The organism is Pseudomonas bharatica, from assembly GCF_048586865.1.
Classification (GTDB): Bacteria; Pseudomonadota; Gammaproteobacteria; order Pseudomonadales; family Pseudomonadaceae; genus Aquipseudomonas; species Aquipseudomonas bharatica.
In genome coordinates this window covers 512,675-531,757 of record NZ_JBMAWR010000001.1, presented here as the reverse complement: position 1 = coordinate 531,757, position 19,083 = coordinate 512,675, and the positions used below count along the sequence as shown (strand labels likewise).

The window sequence follows — 19,083 nt, the reverse complement described above, 5'->3', positions numbered from 1 at the left end:
AGGGAGCATCACCATGTATCAACCAAGTGCAAAGGCTGCGCAGATCATCGAAGCAATCAAGGGTTTCGTCCGCGACCAGGTTCTTCCGCTGGAGCAGGAAGCCCGGCTGGACTGGGCGCGTCCGCATCCGCAGGCAGTGCTGCGGCAGGTATGGAAACGCTCCAGCGAGCAAGGCCTGTACACCGTCATGCTTCCCGGAAGCATGGGTGGGGCCGGCCTGAACGTGGCCGACCTGTGCGCGGTTAAGGAAGCCACCGTGCTCACCGGCTCCATGCTCGCGCCCCATGTGCTGGGCGAGCTCTCGGGGCCGCCGCGGGTCGGTCATCTGTTCAAGGTTGCCAGCCCCTACCAGGTCGAGACGTTCCTGAAACCGGTATGCCGCGCCGAAAAAGCCGTGTGCTTCGCCCTGACCGAAGCCGAGGCCGGCTCGGATGCGACGGCCATTCGCACCCAGGCACGCCGCGACGGTGATCACTACGTACTCAGCGGCAGCAAGCGCTACATCTCCGGTGCCACCTACGCCGATCTCGCCGTGCTGCTGGCGGTGACCGGCCCGGGGCAGGGCGCCCAGGGCATTTCGGCGTTCTTCGTCGACCTCACCGCCCCGGGTGTGCGCATCGAGAGTGACTATTCGGTGATGTCCGGGGGCGGCGCCCATGGAGACATCGTGCTCGACCAGGTGCGGGTGCCGGCGGCCAACCTGATCGGCGATGAAGGGCAGGGCTTCAAGCTGGCCATGGGGCGCATCACCCTCAACCGCCTGCTGCATTGCCCGACCCTGCTGGGGCTGGCCGGCCTGGCCCTGAACCTGTCCATCGAGCATGCCCGCAGCCGCAAGCAGTTCGGCCAGCCGATCGCCATGTTCCAGGCGGTCAACCACATGATCGCCGACATGGCCACCGAGCTGCACGCCGCGCGCAGCATGGTCTACGCCACCGCCCAGGTGAACGACGCCGGCGGCGATATCCGCACCCAGGCGCCGATGTGCAAGCTGTTCGTCTCCGAGGCCGCCTTCCGCATCGCCGACAAGGCAGTGCAGGTGCACGGCGGGGCCGGGTTGATGCAGGGCCATCCGGTGGAGTGGATTTTCCGCGCCACGCGGATGATGCGTATCCTCACCGGCACCAGCGAAATACAGCGCAACACCATCGCCAAAGGCGTCTTGATGCCTGCCTGACCGACGGGTCGCCCTCGATGGCGACCCCTTGGCAACACCCTGACAACAATAACAAGAGTACTCGCCATGACTGCGGATTCTTCATTGCCCAACCCCCGTACTGCCTGGCTGGTAGCGGTGCTGCTGGCCCTGCTGATGCTGGTCAACTTTCTCGACAAGGTGGTGATCGGCCTGGTGGCGGTGCCCATGAGCGCCGAACTGGGGCTGACGGCCACCGAGTTCGGCCTGATCGGCGGTGCCTTGCACTGGTTCTTCGCGATCTCCGCCGTGGTCGGCGGCTTCATGGCCAACCGCCGTCCGACCCGCACCCTGTTGCTGGGCATGGGACTGTTCTGGGCGCTGATCCAGTTGCCGATGCTGTTCGCCACCTCGCTGTGGGCCATCGTCGCCTGCCGGGTGCTGCTGGGCATCGGCGAGGGGCCGGCATCACCGGTCGCCACCCATGCCTTGTACAAGTGGTTCCCTAATGACCGGCGCAACCTTCCGGTGGCCCTGCTGCATGCCGGCAGCGCCATGGGACTGCTGGTGGCCGGCGCGATGATCCCCTGGGTCAGCCTGCACTATGGCTGGCGCACCAATTTCATCATCCTGGCGCTGATCGGCCTGGCCTGGTGCCTGCTGTGGTGGCGGCTGGGCCAGGAGGGCACCCTGGAACGCCTGCGTGCCAGCCAGCTCAAGAGCGATGAGCCCGCCATTCCCTATCGCCGGCTGCTGGGCGACCCCAGCGTGCTGGGCAACTACCTGTGTCACTTCGCCGCCAACTGGTCGCTGGCCCTGACCCTGACCTGGGTGCCCAGTTACCTGCAGACAGGCCTGGGCATCGATCCACTGCAGACCGGGCGCATCTTCGTCATGTTCGTGGTCGTGACCACGCCGCTGAGCTTGCTGCTGGCCTGGTTGTCCCAGCGCCTGATGCGCCGCGGCCTGCCTTCGCGGGTTGCACGGGGCGTGTTCGTTTCAGTGTGCCTGATCCTCGGCGGGCTGTTGTCGGCGTCGCTGATCCTGCCCGGGCTGAGCACCGCGGTGCGGGTCGCCGCGCTGACCTTCAGCGGCGGCCTCGCGCTGGTCATGTATTCGGTGGGGCCGGCGATGCTCGCCGAGTTCACCCCGGCGGCCCAGCGCGGTGGCATCCTCGCCATGGGCAATGGCATCGCCTCGCTGGCCGGCCTGGCAGCACCGGTGGTCACCGGCGTGTTGGTACAGGGCGCCGGTGCCGAGCACCCGGCGGGCTATGCCCAGGGGTTCCTGGTCTGCGGCGCGGTGCTGGTGGTGGCCGGCCTGGTCGGCCTGGCCACGCTCAACCCGCAGCGCACCTTGCAGCGCCTGCGCGAGTCGGCTGGCGCAGGCCGGCCGGCGCGGGCTCAGACGGCCAACTGAACACCCAGCACGGACTCGAGCGGTTCGGCCTCCTTGCCGATCAGTTCGCCGCGCCAGCGCCCGCTGTTGACCAGGTCGACCAGCACGCTGCGCACCAGGTCGCGCAGGCAACCGGCGGCGAACGACAGGGGCTTGTGCTGCGAGTGCGCCAGGGCGATGGTGCGGCTGATGCGCGGCTCGACGATGCGTCGTGCCGCCGTGGGTTCGAGCAGTTCGCTTAGCGGCGGCCAGTTGCTGATGGTCGCCGCCAGGCCGGCGCGCACCAGGCTGGCGATGCCGGGCGCCGATTGCTGTTCATAGGCGGCGGCCAGGGGCACACCGGCCTCCATGGCGGCCTGCTCGACGCGCCGACGCAGATGCAGCGCCCTCGGTGGCAGCACCAGCCGGGTGGCGGCGGCTTCGGCCAGGGTGATGGTGTCCGGCGCGCCGGGCGCCGAGGCACCGACCCAATACAGTGACTCGATGAAGATCGGGTCGGCCTCGACGTTCTCGAGTTCTTCGGCATTGGGCACCACGCCGAAATCCACCTTGCCCAGCTCGATGGCCTGGCCGCCTTCGCGGCTGAGGCCATCCCACACCGTCAGGGTCACGCCGGGGAAGCGTTGCTCGGCACGCCTGACGATTTCCGGCAGCAGCAGGTCGGCCGCGGTGGCTGGAATGGAGATGGCCACATGGCCCTTGGGATCGCCGCGGCTGGATTTCAGCTCGTCCTTCACCGAGTCGAGTTTCTGCACCACCTGGCGCGCGACTTCGTAAAGCTGGCGCCCGGCGTCGGTCAGGGCGATGCCATCGTGCTGGCGGTCGAGCAGTTGCATTTCCAGTTCGCTTTCCAGCAGGCCGATCTGCCTGCTCAGCGCAGGCTGGGCGATATAGGCGCGGCGCGAGGCCGACGAGAAGCTGCCTGCTTCGACGATGGCGATCAGGTAACGGAGCTGTTTCAGGGTCATCGGAGCGGTTCCAAGGCTATGCCGAACTGATATGGCACGTATCCGAACACGTTATTTGTGGGGTTCGAAGCGCGGCTCCTAGTATCACCCCGAAAGGGCGGGCCAAGGCAACCCTGACCGGGACAACACAACGACAAGAGGCAATCCCGATGAAACCTGTCACGCTGCTGCGCAGCTTTCTGTTGGTCTGCGCCAGCTTGCTGGCCCTGCACCTTGGTGCGACGCCGCTGCCGCCCGGCCTGACCCCGGTAGGGGCCGAACGGGCAGCCAGCGACGACGGCCGCATTCCGGCCTGGAGCGGTGGCCTGGAGGCTGCGCAGGTGCCGCTGGCGGCCAACGGTACGCCGCTGGATCCCTACCCCGATGAACAGCCGCTGTACGTGATCAGCGCCGGCAACTACCGGCATTACCGGGAACAGCTCACGGCGGGGCAGGTGGCCTTGATCCAGCGCTATCCCGAGTCGTTTCGCCTGCCGGTGTATCCGTCGCACCGCAGTGTGGCGGTGCCGTCCCAGGTCGCCGAGTGGGCCCGGCACAATGCTGCCAGTGCCCACCTGGTCAATGATGGCAACGGTGTGCAGGGCTTCATCGGAGCGGTGGCATTCCCCACGCTAGGCAACGGCCTGCAAGTGCTGTGGAACCACCTCACGCGGCCACGCAACGGCAGCTATGTCCTGGCCTCGGACAGCATCACCCCAAGGGGCGACGGGCGCTTTTCCACGATCAGCCTGCAACAGGCGTTCGCCCGACCCGACGCCCTGGATGATGGCCAGGCCGATGCTGTGCTGTATTACCTGAGTTACCGCCTGACCGCGCCGTCGCGCCAGGCGGGCGACGCCGTGGTGCTGCATGAAACCCTCGACCAGGTGGCGCAGCCAAGGCTGTCGTGGCTGTACAGCAGCAGCCAGCGGCGGGTGCGGCGGATCCCGGCACTGGTCTACGACGACATCACCCCGGGTACTGCCAGCCTGCGCACCGCCGACAGTCGCGACATGTTCAATGGCGCCCCCGACCTGTACCAGTGGACCCTGGTGGGCAAGAAAGAACTGCACGTGCCCTACAACAGCTACCGCCTGGCCTCGCCGCTGCTCGGCTACGCCGCGCTGATCGGCACGGGGCACGTCAATCCGCAGCCCACCCGCTATGAGTTGCATCGGGTGTGGGAGGTGGTGGGGACCCTCAAGCCTGGAGCGAAGCACATCTATGCCAGCCGCCGCTATTACCTCGACGAGGACAGCTGGGCCATCGTCGAGGCGGATTTCTTCGATCACCAGGGGCGCCTGTGGCGCACGGCGCAGGCCCACAGCTACTACCACGTCACAGGGCAAACACTGGTCAATGCCATGGAAGCGATCTACGACCTGCGCAGCGGTCGCTACCAGCTGTCGGGCCTTACCAACGAGCAGTCCAGGCCCTACGCCTTCGATGTGCGCACCAGCGCTTCCCATTTTTCGCCCGGCGCATTGCGCAGCCAGGGGCTGCGCTGACACAGGACTACCGATGGCTTCCGAACACCGTGACAGCGCCTGGGCGCGCTGGTTGCTGGGGCAGGGCAAGGCGCCCGATCCGCGCTTCACCCTGGCCAATGAACGCACCTTTCTTGCCTGGATCCGTACTGCCCTGGCCTTGCTCGGGGGCGCTATCGCTATCGAGACCTTCGCCGCCCATGCCTGGCCCACGGCCGGGCGCGTGGCAATGGAGCTGGTGTTGCTGCTGGCGAGCCTGATGGTCAGCCTGGGCGCCGGTTGGCGCTGGCTGATGGTGGAGCGCGCGTTGCGCCGCCAGGCCCCGCTGCCCCTGCCGCGCCTGGTCCCGTTGCTGAGCATCGCATGCGCGCTCGCCGGGGTGGCGGTGGTCGCGGTGTCGTGGGGCCGTTGGCATGCCTGAAGATTCCGCCGACACCGGGTTGCAGGCCGAGCGCACGGTGCTGGCCTGGCGGCGCACGCAGGTATCCTTGTGGCTGGTGGCCTGCCTGGCCTGGCGCGGCGAGCTGCTGCTGGTCGCCGGCATGGCGGCGTTGCTGGCGCTGCTCGGCCGGGCGCGGGAGCGCCAGGTGTACCGCCGAGGCCTGGGCATGCTGCGCCGCGAGCAAGGGCTTCCCGCGGTCTACAGCGTGCCGCTCTGCGCCCTGGGCATGGCGCTGCTGGTGCTGGGGGCAGGGTTGCGCCGCTTACTGTAGAGCGGCGCGGTTGCGGGGTCAGGGGGTGACGATATTGAAGCGCCCGTCCGCTTCGTCCAGCCCCGCCATGAACTGCATGAACTTCATGCGCTCGCCAGTGATCTCGATCCCGCCGCCGCTCGCTTCCTTGAGAAAACCGGTCTGCTTCAGTGCGATGCGGTCCAGGGTGGCCTTGCTCATGTGCACCTCGACATCCGCCCGGGCGTGCCGGCTATGGTCGCGGTGGGTGAGCACGCCGTTGCGCAGGGTCAGGGCATGGTCTTCGTTCAGATCGGTGAAGCGCCAGTTGATGGTCAGGTCCTGCGCGGCGGCCTTGGCCGCGTCCACCCGCACGCCAAGGTAATCGAAGAACAGCGACGGCGTCAGCGCGCGCACCAGGTCGTCGGCGCTGCCGCCCCGGCTGGTGGCTGGCGCCAGGCCGTTGCGCAGTTCCTGTGCGCCGGTCAGGTACGCGTTGCGCCAGGTGGCGTTCTCGCTTTGATAGCCCATTTGCTCCAGTGCATCGGCCTGCAGTTCGCGGGCCGCGGTATTGTCCGGTTGCGCGAACACCAGGTGGCGGGTCAGCTCGGCGACCCAGCGATAGTCTCCTTTCTCAAAGGCTTCCCGGCCCAGGGCCAGCACCCGTTCGGCGCCGCCCAGGGCCTTGACGTAACGTTCCCCGGCCGCGCTCGGCGGCAACGGGTCGAGGGTCGCTGGGTTGCCATCGTAGAAGCCCATGTAGCGTTGATACACCGCCCGCACGTTGTGGCTGAGCGAGCCGTAGTAATCACGGCTATACCATTTGCCGGCCAGCCGCGGCGGCAGGCTGGTCAGTTCGGCGGCGATCTCGGTGGGGCCCAGGCCGCGGTTGATCAGGCGCAGGGTCTGGCTGTCGATGAACGCGTACATGTCGCGCTGGTCGGCCAGGTAGTCGCGGATGGCGGCACCGCCCCAGGTCGGCCAGTGATGCTGGGCGAATACCACATCGGCCTGGTCGCCATAGCGCAGCAGCGATTGGTCCAGGTAGTGCGCCCAGACCTTAGCATCGCGCACCTGGGCACCGCGCAGGGTCAGGATGTTGTGTTGCACATGGGAGGCGTTTTCGGCCATGCACAGGGCCTTGAAACCGGGGAACCACAGGTTCATCTCGGCAGGCGCCTCGGTGCCTGGGGTCAGCTGGAACTCGATATCGACACCGTCGATGGTCAGGTTCTCGATGGGTTGCTCGATCAGCCGCGTGGGGGCGATCAGGCTGACGGTGGCGTTGGCCGGCACGCCTTTACCCAGGCCGGCATCCACCTGGCCGCGGGGGCCGCGGGGCAGCGGCGCACCATACATGTACTGGGCCCGGCGCTTCATGGCTGGCCCGGCCAGCACGTTCTCGCTGACCGCATGCTCGAAGAAGCCCTGGGGGGCGATCACTTGCACCTTGCCGGCCTTGACGTCGGCCTCGTCGATCACCCCGCGCACCCCGCCGAAATGATCCACGTGCGGGTGCGTATAGATCACCGCCACCACCGGCCGCTGCGGGCGATGACGGAAGTACATGGCCAGCCCGGCCCGGGCGGTTTCCACCGAGAGCAGCGGGTCCATGACGATCAGGCCATGCTTGCCTTCGATCAGGGTCATGTTGGCCAGGTCCAGGCCGCGCACCTGGTAGATGCCGTCGGTGACCTTGAACAGCCCGGCGATGGTATTGAGCTGGGCGATACGCCACAGGCTCGGGTTGACCGTGGCCGGGGCCTCGCCCGCGAGGAAGGCATAACGCTGCAGGTCCCACACGGGTTTGCCGTCGGCATTGAGCACCGCCTGGTCCACCGCTTCGACCAGGCCGCGATGGGCATTGTCGAAGTCGCTGCGGTCGGCGAAGGGCAGGCGCTGCAACCATTGCTGGTTGCTTTGGCGAGTGAGGTCGGTGGCGTCCTTGGCCGGCACATCGGCCAGCACCGCGAAGGGCAAGGCCAAGGCCAGCAGGCAGGGCAGTGAGCGTAGGCGCATGGGGGTGATCCTTGTTGTTCTGGGGGCGAACACTCTAAGGACAGAGTTCCTCGCCGAACCAATACCACTCTTGCATGGCGGCCCATGCCGCAATGCGATGGCTCAGGCGGGCCTGGCCCCGATCTCCATGATGCGTTCCACCAGCCAGGCCAGGGCCGGATCGTGCTGGCGATGGGCAAGGTGCACCAGCTCCAGCTGGAAGGGCTCCAGGGCGAACGGCAGGTCGAACAGTTGCAGCGGCAGCAGCCGGGCGAAATGCATGGCCAGGGCAGTGGGCAGCACCACGCACAGGTCGGAGCTGGCCGCCAGGTGCGCTGCCTGCAGGTAGTTGGGCGTGGTGTAGACGATGCGCCGGGCCAGGCCCTGTTCCGCCAGCCATTGATCGACCATGCCACGGGTCTGGCCGCCGTGCACCCATAGGTGGCGCAGGCCGAGGAAGGTTTGCAAATCGAGCGCACCCTCGACGTCCGGGTGGCCCTGGCGCAGCGCCACGCGCAAGGTCTCGCTGCGCCAGTGGCGCCGTTCATAGCGCGCCGGCAATTCATCGAAGCGCCCCAGCACCAGGTCGAGTTCGCCACGGTCGAGCGCTTCGGCGGGAAGGCTGGGCATCAGGTGCTGCACGTCCACGCGCAGATGCGGCGCCTGGGTCTGCAGGGTCACCAGCAAGCGCGGCATGCACAGTTGTTCGGCAAAGTCGGTGAGGGCGATGCGCAATTGCCGGTGGCTGAGCTGCGGATCGAAGCTCTCCGCGCCACCGAGGGTTTGCTCTATCTGCTGCAGCGCTGCGCGGATCGGGCCTTCCAGGGCCAGGGCGCGCGGCGTGGGGCGCATGCTCCGGCCCACCCGTACCAGCAGCGGATCGCCGAGCAGGTCGCGCAGGCGTGCCAGGGCGTTGCTCACGGTCGGCTGGGTCAGGGCCAGGCGCTCGGCAGCACGGGACACGTTCTGTTCGCGCAACAGCATGTCCAGCACGCGCAGCAGGTTGAGATCGAAGTTGGAAATATTCATGTGAAAAATACATGGAATGGAAAATTAGAATTTCAAAAATAGTAGGCGCCTGACTAGGGTGGGGGCAATGCCCTTTACAACAACAATCAGGAGCCTTATCCGTGAGTACTCCCTTCAACGTACGGCAGGCGGCGGTGATCGGCGCCGGCACCATGGGCCGCGGCATCGTTATCAGCCTGGCCCGCGCAGGCCTTCCGGTGCTGTGGCTGGATAACGACCCCAGCGCCACCGAAGCCGGCCTGGCGATGCTCGCGCAGACCTGGGCGCAGCAGGTGGCCAAGGGCCGCATCGACCAGGCCGAGGCCGATGCTTGTCTGGCGCGGGTACGCGCGGCTGGCGCCTATGCCGATCTGGCCGACGTCGACCTGGTGATCGAAGCGGTGTACGAGAACCTGGCGCTCAAGCAGGACATCTTCCGCACCCTGGATCGCACGCTCAACGCCCAGGCCATTCTTGCCAGCAACACCTCGGCCCTGGACATCGACGCCATCGCTGCCGTCACCGGTCGGCCCGAGCAGGTGCTGGGGCTGCACTTCTTCAGCCCCGCCCATGTGATGAAGCTGCTGGAAGTGGTGCGCGGTGCACGCACCTCGCCCGCCGTCATCGACGCCGCCCGGGCCCTCGGGCAGCGCATCGGCAAGGAAGTGGTAGTGGCCGGCAACTGTCCGGGGTTCATCGGCAACCGCATGCTGGCCACCTATGTCGCCGAAGCGCGCAAGCTGTTGCTCGAAGGCGCCACGCCCCGCCAGGTGGACGAGGCGCTCCAGGCATTCGGCATGGCCATGGGGCCGTTCCGCATGTACGACGTCGTCGGCATCGACCTGGAATGGCGTGCCCGCCAACTGGCCGGCACAGGCATGGAGGCGCCCCTGGTGCAGGTCGACAACGCCCTGTGCGCGCAGGGGCGCTTCGGGCAGAAAAGCGGCCAGGGCTACTACCGTTACGCACCCGGCAGCCGCGAAGCCGAGCATGACCCCGAGGTCGATGCCCTGGTGCTCAAGGTGGCCCAGGGCCTCGGCGTGCACCGGCGTGCGATCGACGACGAGGAAATCCGCGAGCGCTGCCTGCTGGCGCTGGTCAACGAAGGGGCGAAGATACTCGAGGCATCGGTGGCCGATTGCAGTGCCGACATCGATCGGGTCTACCTGCATGGCTATGGTTTCCCGGCGGCGCTCGGCGGGCCGATGCAGTGGGCTGACCAACAAGGCTTGAGCCTGCTGCTGGCGCGGCTGGAACGCTTGCAGGGTCTGTTCGGCGAGCACTGGCGCCCGGCCGGATTGCTGATGCGCCTGGTGGCCGAGGGCAAACAGCTGGCCGATGTCCGCGAGGGTCGCGCATGAACTACCGTGCCCCTCTGCGTGACATGCAGTTCGTCCTGCATGAAGTGTTCGACGCCAGCACCCACTGTGCCCGCCTGGGCAATGAGCTGGACCGTGAAACCCTCGATGGCATCCTCGAACAAGGCGCGCGCTTTGCCGGCGAGGTCGTCGCGCCGCTCAACCGCCAGGGCGATGAGCAAGGCTGCCGGCTGGAGCACGGCACGGTGCGCACCCCCGACGGTTTCCGCGATGCCTATCGACACTATGTAACGCAGGGCTGGGCCGGCATGACCGGGCCGCTGGAATACGGCGGTCAGGGCCTGCCGCAAATGGTCGCGGCCTGCTTCCATGAAATGCTGATGGGCGCCTCGTTGTCGTTCCGGATCTATTCCGGCCTGACCGAGGGCGCGGTGCTGGCCCTGCACCGGCACGGCAGCGCCGCGCTCAAGCGCGATTACCTGGGGCGCCTGGTCAGCGGCGAGTGGGCCGGCACCATGTGCCTGACCGAGCCGCAGGCCGGTACCGACCTCGCGCTGCTGCGCACCCGCGCCGAACCCCAGGGCGATGGCAGCTACCGCATCAGCGGCAGCAAGATCTTCATCAGCGGAGGCGACCAGGACCTGACCGACAACATCGTCCATCTGGTACTGGCCCGCCTGCCGGATGCGCCGGCCGGCGTGCGTGGCATCAGCCTGTTCCTGGTGCCCAAGTTCGAAAGCACCGAGGGTGGCGGCCTCGGTGCGCGCAACGCCGTCGAATGCGGCGCGCTCGAACACAAGATGGGCATCAAGGGGGCGGCGACCTGCGTGCTGAACTTCGATGGGGCCCGTGGCTGGCTGGTGGGCGAGGCCAACCAGGGCCTGGCCTGCATGTTCACCATGATGAACGACGCGCGCTTCCAGGTGGGGCTGCAGGGGCTGGGCATCGCCGAGGCAGCGTTCCAGGGCGGGCTTGCCTACGCCCGCGAGCGCCTGCAGTGCCGCAGCCTGGCCGGGCCGGCAGCGCCCGATCGCAATGCCGACCCGATCATCGTCCACCCTGATGTGCGGCGCATGCTGTTGACCCAGAAGACCCTCAGCGAGGGCTGCCGCATGCTGGCGGCCTTTGCGGCGCAGGCGCTGGACCTGGAACACGGCGCCGCGCAGCCTGAAGTGCAGGCGGCTGCCGGGCGCCGGGCGGCCTTGCTGATCCCCATCGTCAAGGCTTTCCTCACCGATGTCGGCCAGGAGGTCGCCAGCCTCGGCGTGCAACTGTATGGCGGGCACGGCTACATCCGCGAATGGGGCATGGAGCAGTTGATGCGCGACAGCCGGATCACCCAGTTGTACGAAGGCACCAACGGCATCCAGGCGCTCGACCTGGTGCGGCGCAAGGTACTCGGCGACGGTGGCGAACAATTGAGGTTGTTGATCGATGAGTTGCTCGAATGGGCTCATGGCTGCCGCACCGAGTCGCTTGCCGGCATGGCCCGGGCCGTCACCGAGCGCCTTGAGGAGTGGCGCAACCTGAGCGCGGAGGTGCTCGACGCCTGCCGCTGCGACCCGCAGGAAATCGGCGCGGTGTCGGTGGATTTTCTCGCCTGCTCGGGCTACGTGCTGCTCGCCTCGCTGTGGCTGCGGGCCGCCGAAACGGCCGCCACGGCACTGGCGGCAGGCAGTGAAGAGCGCGCCTTCTACCAGGCCAAGCTGCACGCCGCCGACTTCTACTGGCGGCGCCTGCTGCCGCGCGCCGCTGCCCACGGCGAGGCCTTGCGCGGCGGCGCCCGGAGCCTGATGAGCCTGGATGAGGCGCACTTCGCCTTCTGACCCTTACGGCGGTTCACCTACAAGAACAAGAGGAACCCGAACATGCAGCCTTTCAGCTTCAGCACCACCGCCCATCTGCTGTGCGAGCCCGGCGCCGCCGGGCGCCTGGCGCAGCTGTGCCAGCAGCGCGACGTGCGCCGCGTACTGATCGTGACCGACCCGGGAATCGTCAGCCTGGGCATGCTCGATGATCTGTTGCCGGGGTTCACCCAGGCGCGCCTGAGCGTGGCGATCTTCAGCGAGGTCAACGCCGACCCCGGCCATGCCTGCGTGCTGGCCGCCGTGGCCCGTGCCCGGCATATCGGCGCGGAACTGATCGTCGGTTTCGGCGGTGGCAGTTCCATGGATGTGGCCAAGCTGGTGGCGCTGCTGGCCCATCCCGACTGCGACCAGACCCTGGACGGGGTGTACGGGATCAATCAGGCCAAGGGCCAGCGCCTGCCACTGATCCAGGTACCGACCACTGCCGGGACCGGTTCGGAGGTGACGCCCATCGCCGTGATCACCACCGGCGAGGCAGCCAAGATGGCGGTGATTTCACCGCTGTTGCTGCCCGACCTGGCCCTGCTCGACGCCGAGCGTACGCTGGGCCTGCCCCCGGCCAGCACCGCTGCGACGGGGATCGACGCCATGGTCCATGCCATCGAAGCCACCACCAGCCAGTTCAAACGCAATCCGCTGTCCAGCCTGCTGGCCCGTGAAGCCCTGGCGCTGTTGGCGGGCAACATCCATCAGGCGGTGCACAACGGTGGCAACCTGGAGGCGCGCCAGGCCATGTTGCTGGGCGCCTGCCTGGCCGGCCAGGCGTTCGCCAATGCCCCGGTGGCGGCGGTGCATGCGTTGGCGTATCCGTTGGGCGCGCGTTATCACGTGCCCCATGGCCTGGCCAACGCACTGATGCTGCCCCATGTGCTGCGCTTCAACCGCCGCGAGGCATTCGCCGATTACGCTGCGCTGGCCCCGGCATTGCTGGGCGAGCGCTTGGTGCCCGGCGACCCGCACGAGCTGTGCAACCAGTTCATCGACGAGCTGGAACAACTGGTACCCCGCTGCGGGCTGCCCAGCCGGCTGCGTGATGTCGGCGTGCCGCGACACAGCCTGGCGCTGCTGGCCGAGGATGCGCTGCAACAGCAACGCTTGCTGGTCAACAACCCGCGCAAGGTGGCCCTCGCCGATGCCCTGGCGCTCTACCAGGCGGCGTTCTGAACATGGCCAGGGAACGCCCGCTGCGCGGCGCCTACCGTTTTTTCCAGCCGATCACCACGCGCTGGCACGACAACGACCTGTATGGGCATGTGAACAACGTCGTTTATTACGGCTTTTTCGACACGGCCGTGAACACCTGGCTGATCGAGCAGGCTGGCCTGGATATCCATCGCGACCCGGTGGTGGCCTACGTGGCCGGGTCTGCCTGCGACTATTTCGCCGCCGTGGCCTTTCCGCAGCGCATTGAGGTCGGCATTGCCGTCGAGCGCCTGGGCCATAGCTCGGTGCAGTACGCCCTGGCCGTGTTCGCCGAGGGCGCGGTGCAAGCCTGCGCGGCCGGCCGGTTCACCCATGTTTTCGTCGATCGGCGCGACAACCGCCCGGTCGCCATTCCCGACCGGCTGCGCAGCGCCTACGAGCGCCTGTTGCCGGCCTGACTGTCCAAGGAGAAGCGTTCCATGCAAGACGCCGTCATCGTATCCACCGCGCGTACGCCAATTGCCAAGGCCTGGCGCGGCGCCTTCAACGACCTCACCACGCCGAGCATGAGTGCCATTGCCATCCGCGCTGCGGTCGAGCGCGCGGGCATCGAACCTGCGGAAATCGAGGACCTGGTGCTGGGCACCGCCATGCAAAGCGGTACCGCCGCGATCAACCCGGCGCGCCTGTCCGCCCTGGCGGCCGGCCTGCCGCTGTCGGTGGCAGGACAGACCATCGACCGGCAGTGCGCCTCGGGCTTGATGGCCATCGCCATCGGCGCCCAGCAGATCCGCGGGGAGGGCATGCAGGTGGTGGTCGGCGCTGGCCAGGAGCAGATCAGCCTGGTGCAACAGGCGCACATGCAGGCCGCCAACGCTGCCCAGGACGCCACGGTCCGGCGCCTGTGCGAGCACGCCTATATGCCCATGCTGCAAACCGCCGAGCATGTTGCCAGGCGTTACGGCATCGATCGCCAGGCACAGGACCGTTACGCCTTGTTGTCGCAGCAACGCACGGCCGCCGCGCAGGCCGCCGGGCTGTTCGCCGACGAGATCGTACCGGTCACGGCGCAGCGCAAGGTCGTCGACAAGGCCAGCGGCCTTGAAAGTCGCGAAAGCGTGCATCTGGCCCGGGACGAGGGCAACCGACCGCAGACCCGCCTGGAAGATCTCGAGGCACTGCAACCGGTGATAGAAGGCGGATGCGTGACCGCCGGCAACGCCAGCCAGTTATCCGACGGTGCCAGTGCCTGCGTGCTGATGAGTGGCGCCCGGGCGGCCCGCGCAGGGTGCCAGCCGCTGGGACTCTACCGGGGCATGGCGGTCGTCGGCCTGGCGCCGGAGGAAATGGGCATCGGCCCGGTGCTGGCGATACCGCGCCTGCTGGCGCGGCATGGGCTGCAGGTCGAGGACATCGGCCTGTGGGAGATCAACGAAGCCTTCGCCTGCCAGGTGCTGTATTGCGCACAACACCTGGGTATCGATCCGGCCCGCCTCAACGTCAATGGCGGGGCCATCGCGATCGGGCACCCCTACGGCATGAGCGGAGCACGCATGGTCGGGCATGCCTTGCTCGAAGGCCGCCGGCGCAAGGTGCGCTATGTGGTAGTGAGCATGTGCGTCGGCGGCGGCATGGGCGCTGCCGCGTTGTTCGAGGTGCTTTGAGCGCAGCTTTGAGCCTATGCCGAGCCATAACGAATCGGCATGGCATTGATCCGAAGACGCTATTTGTGAGCGCCGTTGCACCTCCCTGATACTCCTCCTCACCGACACCGCCGGCCTGGGCGGCCGGCGCGTCCGCGCTGAACCCATCATTTTCCTCTCTAATAAAACAATAAGAGGTCAAGTGTGAGCGCAATCCTTGTTTTCTGCCGGCGCCGTGCGCCGCTGGCGGCCCTGTGCTGCCTGCTTGCTACCCCGGCCACCGGGGCGCAATTCGAATTCGCTACCCTGCAGGGGCACTTCGATTCGGCGCTCTCCATGGGCGCCGCCGTCAGCACCGCCAACCCCGACAAACAGCAGTTGCAGGCTGCCAATGGCAATGACGGGCGGCGCAACTACCGCGCCGGCGACGTGTTCTCCGTCATTTTCAAAGGCACCCATGACCTGGAACTGAGCCGGGACAACCTCGGTGTATTCCTGCGCGGCACCTATTGGTACGACACCGCGCAACGTGACCACAGCCAGCGGGCAGTGGACATCGACGACCGCAATCGCCAGGTCTCGGCGAAAACCGCGGGCGCGGAACTGCTCGATGCCTTCGCCTATGGCCTCTACGACATCCATGGTGAGCCCGGCTCGCTGCGCCTGGGCAGGCAGGTGGTCAACTGGGGGGAGAGCCTGTTCATCCAGGGCGGGCTGAACGTGATCAACCCGTTCAACCAGGCTGCACTGCGCCGCCCCGGTGCCGAGGTGAAAGACGCCCTGGTCCCCGTCAACCTGGTGTACGTTACCCAGAACCTTAACCAGGCGCTATCGCTGGACGCCTTCTACCAGCTTGACTGGGACCAGTCCCGGCTGGACAACTGCGCCACCTTCTTCTCCGGCAACGACTTCATGCCCGAGGGTTGTCAGGGCCTGGATGTCGGCGGGCAGATGGTGACCAATCCGCTGGTTTCGCAGGCGCTGGCAGCCTTCGGCGTGACGCTGACGGAGGAGGGCGTGCGCGTGCCCCGCGGCAGCGACGAGAATGCTCGCGACGGCGGCCAATGGGGACTGTCGCTGCACTGGTACGTCGAGCACCTGGACACCGAACTTGGCCTGTTCGCCGCCAACTACCACAGCCGTACCCCCTACCTGGGCACGGTCAGCAGCCGTTACTACGCCAACGGCGGTTTTGCCGGCGAGCTCTGCGCCAATGTCGGTGTGGCGTTGGCCAACTGCGGCGCGTTCCTGGCCTCGGGTAGCGGGCAGACCCTGGTCGGCGCACTGCGCATGGGCACCGCGCAATACCGGGCGCAATACCCCGAGGATATCCGCCTGTACGGCCTGACCTTTGCCACCACCCTGCGCAGTGGCGTCGCCGTGCAAGGGGAACTCAGCTACCGGCCGAATGTGCCGGTCCAGCTCAATGGCAACGACGTGTTGCAATCCTTGCTCAATGCCCCCGGGCGCAGCCCGCTGAACGCCGACGGCCTGCGCCCGCCGACCGACACTACGGCGTTCGACGGTTACCGGCGCAAGGAGGTGACCCAGGCCCAGGTTTCGGCGGTGCAGGCGCTCGGCCAGGTCATGGGTGCCAACCAACTGGTGCTGATGGGCGAAGTGGGGGCCACCTGGGTCGGCGGGCTGGAGGGGCGTTTCGGGCCGCGCTACGGCCGCTCCGGCGCCTACGGCAATGGCGAACTGGCCGACAACGACCAGTGCCTGGCGATCTCGAAAAGCCCTGGCGATTGCAACGGCGAAGGCTTTGTCACGCCGTTTTCCTGGGGCTATCGGCTGCGCGCTACCTGGAGCTACCCGGGCCTGGTGCCGGGCCTGGATATCCGCCCCAGCCTCGCCTGGGCCCACGACGTGAAAGGCTACGCCCCTGCCGACGGCTCGGCGTTCAACGAAGGTTCGCGCTCGATCGGCCTGGGTATCGACGTCTCGTTGGCCGGTCAGTACTGGGCGAGCCTTGTCTATACCGATTACCTCGACGGCGATTATGGCGTCCGCGGTGACCGTGATTATGTCGCGTTCAGCGTGGGGGCCAATTTCTAGTGCAACTCAGCAGCGCAGGTTCAAGGGTGGGCGCGATCCTTGTGGGAGCTGGCTTGCCAGCGATGGGCATGGGGATCTGCACATCTTCTCTGAATCGCAGTGGCTGCGAGGTGCCCGTCAGAGAACCGCGTTATGGCCACCAGGCGCATGCCGGGAGATCTTCAGCGTTCTCCAGATCGAGCGCCGCCCGCGCGGCGCTCGATCTCAAGGGCGGTGAAGATCTTCCGGCGTGCGCCTAGTGGCCACCAGATGCCCCGCGCTCCAGCCACCGCCCAATGCACGAAAGACGGCGATGGCGGCCCGTGTCGACGCCGCTTGCGCCTGAGCCCGCGCGTCAGACGCTCGCAGCAGCGTCTGGTCGGCATTGAGCACTTCGATCAGGCTGGCAGTACCGTTCTGGTAGGCGATGAATGCTGACCGCCTGGCGCTGTCCAGCGAGGTTTCACCAGCGGCCAGCGTTGCTGCCTGGGCTTCCCGGTTGACCAGTGCCGAGAACGCGTTCTCCACGTCTTCACCGGCTCGCAGCACCGATTGTGCATAGGCTGCGAGCGCTTGCGCCTGCTGTCCCTTGGCCTGGTCGATCTCGGCATTTATCCGGCCGAAGTCGAACAGCCTCCAGCGCAGTCCCAGAAGCCCCGCCGACTGGCTGGCGCCGCCGCCGAACAGATGGCCGCCGGAGGTGGTGGCGCTGCCGATCAGCGCACCCAGGGAAAACCTGGGGTAGTACTCGCTGACTGCAACGCCGATCCGCGCATTGGCGGCCTTGAGCCGCCGTTCGGCCGCGATGAGGTCGGGGCGCCGGCGCAGCAGATCGGCCGGCGAGCCGATGTCCGAAACCTGTGGCGCGCGTGGAATCGCCCCGGCCGCAGACAGCGCCTCGCGATGCGTACCCGCCGGCGTGCCGAGTATCACATCGAGCGCATTCATGGCAGCATCCAGCCTGGACTGCAGCACCGGTACGCTTGCCCGAACCTGCGACAGCTCGCCCTCGGTCTGATGGATCTGGTACTCGGCGGCGAGGCCTCTGCTGTGCAGCAGGCGAACCTTGGTCAGCAAGTCCTCCTGGGTCTTGACCTGCCGCTCGGCGATGTCGAGGCGGGCCTGCAAGCCGCGAATGGTGGTGTAGATGTCCGCAGTTTGTGCGGCGATGGCCAGTCGGGTGGCGCTCACGCCAGCCTCGGACGCCTGGTACTCGGCCCGGGCTGCCTCCCGGTCACGGCGCAGGCCGCCGAACACATCCAGCTCCCAGCTCGCTTCGAGGTTGGCCTCATAGCTATTACCATAGCGGTCGTAGCCCGGTGTTGAATCGAGCACCCTGCCCAGTGGGGTTTCCACCGACTGGTAGGCGCGTGCGGCTTGCCCCTGGACAGTGCCGGAGGGCAGCAGCGCGGCGTTGGCTGCGCCGAGGTCGGCACGAGCCTGGGAAAGGAGGGCCTGAGCCTGTGCTATATCAAGGCTTTGCTCCAATGCCTGGGCGACCAGGCTGCTTAGCAAGGGGTCGCCAAAACCGTCCCACCATCGAGCAAAATCGGCGTGTCCAGTCGCTGAGCGTTGCTCGACGGCGGACTGGCCGAGGTACCTGCCGGGCAGGGGAGGGTCCGCTGGCTGATAGTCCGGACCGACCGCGCAACCTGCAACCACGCTGGTGCTTACCACGAGAGCAAGAATACGGAAGGGAGGCATGGCGTTACTCTCAAGCGAGATATAAGGTGTGACCATATTATAGATTGGTCACTTGCTGTCAATCGGCTCACCGAGGAGCTAAGCTGCAAGAATGAATGAAAACATGAGTACACCCTCCACGCGTGGCCCCCAGGACCATGATGTCCGCGACCAGGTCATCGAGGCGGCCACCCGGCATTTCGGGCATTACGGTTACGAGAAGACCACCGTCTCCGACCTGGCCAAGGCGATCGGCTTTTCCAAGGCCTACATCTACAAGTTCTTCGACTCCAAGCAGGCCATTGGCGAGGTGATCTGCTCGAACCGGCTGGCCATGATCATGGAAATCGTCAACGCCGCGATCGACCAGGCACCGACGGCTTCCGAGAAGCTGAGGCGTCTATTCCGCTCTATTTCCGAGGCCGGCAGCGATCTGTTCTTCCATGACCGCAAGCTCTATGACATCGCGGCGGTTGCTTCCCGTGATCAATGGCCGTCGGTGCAGGCACACGAGCTGCGTATCCGCGCGATCATCCAGCAGATCCTGGTCGATGGCCGCGAGGCGGGTGAATTCGAGCGCAAGACACCGCTGGACGAGGCTGCCAACGCGATCTTCCTGATCCTGCGCCCCTACGTGAACGCCGCTCAATTGCAGTACAACCTCGACACCGTTTCGGAGGCTGCGGCGCATTTGCCGGCATTGATATTGCGCAGTCTGGCGCCATAGGTTTCGTTAGTGACTATTG

Annotated in this window: 16 protein-coding genes; 12 read left to right on the top strand and 4 right to left on the bottom strand. The window is 66.9% G+C overall.

Features of this window, described 5'->3' with window-relative positions; translation table 11 throughout:
- Positions 1 to 13: 13 nt before the first annotated feature.
- Complete coding sequence (locus ACKLLE_RS02320) at positions 14 to 1,177, top strand: acyl-CoA dehydrogenase family protein (RefSeq protein ID WP_420056647.1); 1,164 nt, start codon at positions 14 to 16, stop codon at positions 1,175 to 1,177.
- A 66-nt stretch (positions 1,178 to 1,243) separates the two neighbouring features.
- Entirely contained in the window at positions 1,244 to 2,554 is a 1,311-nt protein-coding gene (locus ACKLLE_RS02315) for an MFS transporter (RefSeq protein ID WP_064304345.1), read from the top strand.
- Here the strand turns inward: ACKLLE_RS02315 and ACKLLE_RS02310 are convergent.
- Positions 2,539 to 3,501: a LysR family transcriptional regulator gene (locus ACKLLE_RS02310; RefSeq protein WP_009402838.1), complete on the bottom strand. Its 963-nt coding sequence runs from the start codon at positions 3,499 to 3,501 to the stop codon at positions 2,539 to 2,541. The two genes, ACKLLE_RS02315 and ACKLLE_RS02310, sit on opposite strands and share 16 nt — an antisense overlap.
- A 149-nt stretch (positions 3,502 to 3,650) precedes the next feature.
- Between ACKLLE_RS02310 and ACKLLE_RS02305 the strand changes: the two genes are divergently transcribed.
- Genes ACKLLE_RS02305 through ACKLLE_RS02295 form a run of 3 tightly spaced genes read left to right on the top strand, consistent with a single transcriptional unit; the run spans position 3,651 to position 5,680 of the window.
- Entirely contained in the window at positions 3,651 to 4,988 is a 1,338-nt protein-coding gene (locus tag ACKLLE_RS02305; RefSeq protein ID WP_420056646.1) for a DUF1329 domain-containing protein, read from the top strand.
- Positions 4,989 to 5,001: 13 nt separating this feature from the next.
- A complete protein-coding gene (locus ACKLLE_RS02300) occupies positions 5,002 to 5,388 on the top strand; it encodes a YidH family protein (protein ID WP_009402840.1) in 387 nt (128 codons plus the stop codon).
- Entirely contained in the window at positions 5,381 to 5,680 is a 300-nt protein-coding gene (locus ACKLLE_RS02295; protein ID WP_420056645.1) for a hypothetical protein, read from the top strand. Before ACKLLE_RS02300 ends, ACKLLE_RS02295 begins: the two co-directional genes overlap by 8 nt.
- 18 nt (positions 5,681 to 5,698) lie before the next feature.
- Here the strand turns inward: ACKLLE_RS02295 and ACKLLE_RS02290 are convergent, their stop codons facing one another.
- Entirely contained in the window at positions 5,699 to 7,657 is a 1,959-nt protein-coding gene (locus ACKLLE_RS02290) for an alkyl/aryl-sulfatase (protein WP_420056644.1), read from the bottom strand.
- 102 nt (positions 7,658 to 7,759) lie between these two features.
- The gene (locus ACKLLE_RS02285) at positions 7,760 to 8,665 is read right to left on the bottom strand and encodes a LysR family transcriptional regulator (RefSeq protein WP_420056643.1); all 906 of its coding nucleotides are present in this window, start codon (positions 8,663 to 8,665) and stop codon (positions 7,760 to 7,762) included.
- A gap of 101 nt (positions 8,666 to 8,766) precedes the next feature.
- Between ACKLLE_RS02285 and ACKLLE_RS02280 the strand changes: the two genes are divergently transcribed.
- The 6 genes from ACKLLE_RS02280 to ACKLLE_RS02255 all read left to right on the top strand — a co-directional run bounded on the left by ACKLLE_RS02280 (position 8,767) and on the right by ACKLLE_RS02255 (position 16,675).
- The gene (locus tag ACKLLE_RS02280) at positions 8,767 to 10,005 is read left to right on the top strand and encodes a 3-hydroxyacyl-CoA dehydrogenase (RefSeq protein ID WP_420056642.1); all 1,239 of its coding nucleotides are present in this window, start codon (positions 8,767 to 8,769) and stop codon (positions 10,003 to 10,005) included.
- Positions 10,002 to 11,789, top strand: a complete 1,788-nt coding sequence (locus ACKLLE_RS02275) for an acyl-CoA dehydrogenase C-terminal domain-containing protein (RefSeq protein WP_420056641.1) — start codon at positions 10,002 to 10,004, stop codon at positions 11,787 to 11,789. Before ACKLLE_RS02280 ends, ACKLLE_RS02275 begins: the two co-directional genes overlap by 4 nt.
- A gap of 42 nt (positions 11,790 to 11,831) precedes the next feature.
- On the top strand, positions 11,832 to 12,995 hold the full coding sequence (locus tag ACKLLE_RS02270; protein ID WP_064304354.1) for an iron-containing alcohol dehydrogenase: 1,164 nt from the start codon (positions 11,832 to 11,834) through the stop codon (positions 12,993 to 12,995).
- Positions 12,996 to 12,997: 2 nt separating this feature from the next.
- Positions 12,998 to 13,432: an acyl-CoA thioesterase gene (locus tag ACKLLE_RS02265; protein WP_420056640.1), complete on the top strand. Its 435-nt coding sequence runs from the start codon at positions 12,998 to 13,000 to the stop codon at positions 13,430 to 13,432.
- Positions 13,433 to 13,453: 21 nt separating this feature from the next.
- Complete coding sequence (locus ACKLLE_RS02260) at positions 13,454 to 14,638, top strand: acetyl-CoA C-acyltransferase (protein ID WP_420056639.1); 1,185 nt, start codon at positions 13,454 to 13,456, stop codon at positions 14,636 to 14,638.
- 183 nt (positions 14,639 to 14,821) lie between these two features.
- Positions 14,822 to 16,675, top strand: coding sequence for a DUF1302 domain-containing protein (locus tag ACKLLE_RS02255; protein WP_420056638.1), 1,854 nt, complete (start codon positions 14,822 to 14,824; stop codon positions 16,673 to 16,675).
- A 204-nt stretch (positions 16,676 to 16,879) separates the two neighbouring features.
- On the opposite strand, the gene ACKLLE_RS02250 is transcribed toward ACKLLE_RS02255, so the two are convergent.
- Positions 16,880 to 18,358, bottom strand: a complete 1,479-nt coding sequence (locus tag ACKLLE_RS02250) for an efflux transporter outer membrane subunit (RefSeq protein WP_420056637.1) — start codon at positions 18,356 to 18,358, stop codon at positions 16,880 to 16,882.
- A gap of 91 nt (positions 18,359 to 18,449) precedes the next feature.
- Here ACKLLE_RS02250 and ACKLLE_RS02245 point away from each other — a divergent pair, with 91 nt between their 5' ends.
- Positions 18,450 to 19,064, top strand: coding sequence for a TetR/AcrR family transcriptional regulator (locus tag ACKLLE_RS02245; RefSeq protein WP_064301453.1), 615 nt, complete (start codon positions 18,450 to 18,452; stop codon positions 19,062 to 19,064).
- Positions 19,065 to 19,083: the final 19 nt, after the last annotated feature.

Bases quoted from the DNA above. Each gene is read 5' to 3' on its own strand.
- ACKLLE_RS02320 (WP_420056647.1), top strand. From the start codon at position 14: ATGTATCAACCAAGTGCAAAGGCTGCGCAGATCATCGAAGCAATCAAG.
- ACKLLE_RS02315 (WP_064304345.1), top strand. From the start codon at position 1,244: ATGACTGCGGATTCTTCATTGCCCAACCCCCGTACTGCCTGGCTGGTA.
- ACKLLE_RS02310 (WP_009402838.1), bottom strand. From the start codon at position 3,501: ATGACCCTGAAACAGCTCCGTTACCTGATCGCCATCGTCGAAGCAGGC.
- ACKLLE_RS02305 (WP_420056646.1), top strand. From the start codon at position 3,651: ATGAAACCTGTCACGCTGCTGCGCAGCTTTCTGTTGGTCTGCGCCAGC.
- ACKLLE_RS02300 (WP_009402840.1), top strand. From the start codon at position 5,002: ATGGCTTCCGAACACCGTGACAGCGCCTGGGCGCGCTGGTTGCTGGGG.
- ACKLLE_RS02295 (WP_420056645.1), top strand. From the start codon at position 5,381: ATGCCTGAAGATTCCGCCGACACCGGGTTGCAGGCCGAGCGCACGGTG.
- ACKLLE_RS02290 (WP_420056644.1), bottom strand. From the start codon at position 7,657: ATGCGCCTACGCTCACTGCCCTGCCTGCTGGCCTTGGCCTTGCCCTTC.
- ACKLLE_RS02285 (WP_420056643.1), bottom strand. From the start codon at position 8,665: ATGAATATTTCCAACTTCGATCTCAACCTGCTGCGCGTGCTGGACATG.
- ACKLLE_RS02275 (WP_420056641.1), top strand. From the start codon at position 10,002: ATGAACTACCGTGCCCCTCTGCGTGACATGCAGTTCGTCCTGCATGAA.
- ACKLLE_RS02270 (WP_064304354.1), top strand. From the start codon at position 11,832: ATGCAGCCTTTCAGCTTCAGCACCACCGCCCATCTGCTGTGCGAGCCC.
- ACKLLE_RS02265 (WP_420056640.1), top strand. From the start codon at position 12,998: ATGGCCAGGGAACGCCCGCTGCGCGGCGCCTACCGTTTTTTCCAGCCG.
- ACKLLE_RS02260 (WP_420056639.1), top strand. From the start codon at position 13,454: ATGCAAGACGCCGTCATCGTATCCACCGCGCGTACGCCAATTGCCAAG.
- ACKLLE_RS02250 (WP_420056637.1), bottom strand. From the start codon at position 18,358: ATGCCTCCCTTCCGTATTCTTGCTCTCGTGGTAAGCACCAGCGTGGTT.
- ACKLLE_RS02245 (WP_064301453.1), top strand. From the start codon at position 18,450: ATGAATGAAAACATGAGTACACCCTCCACGCGTGGCCCCCAGGACCAT.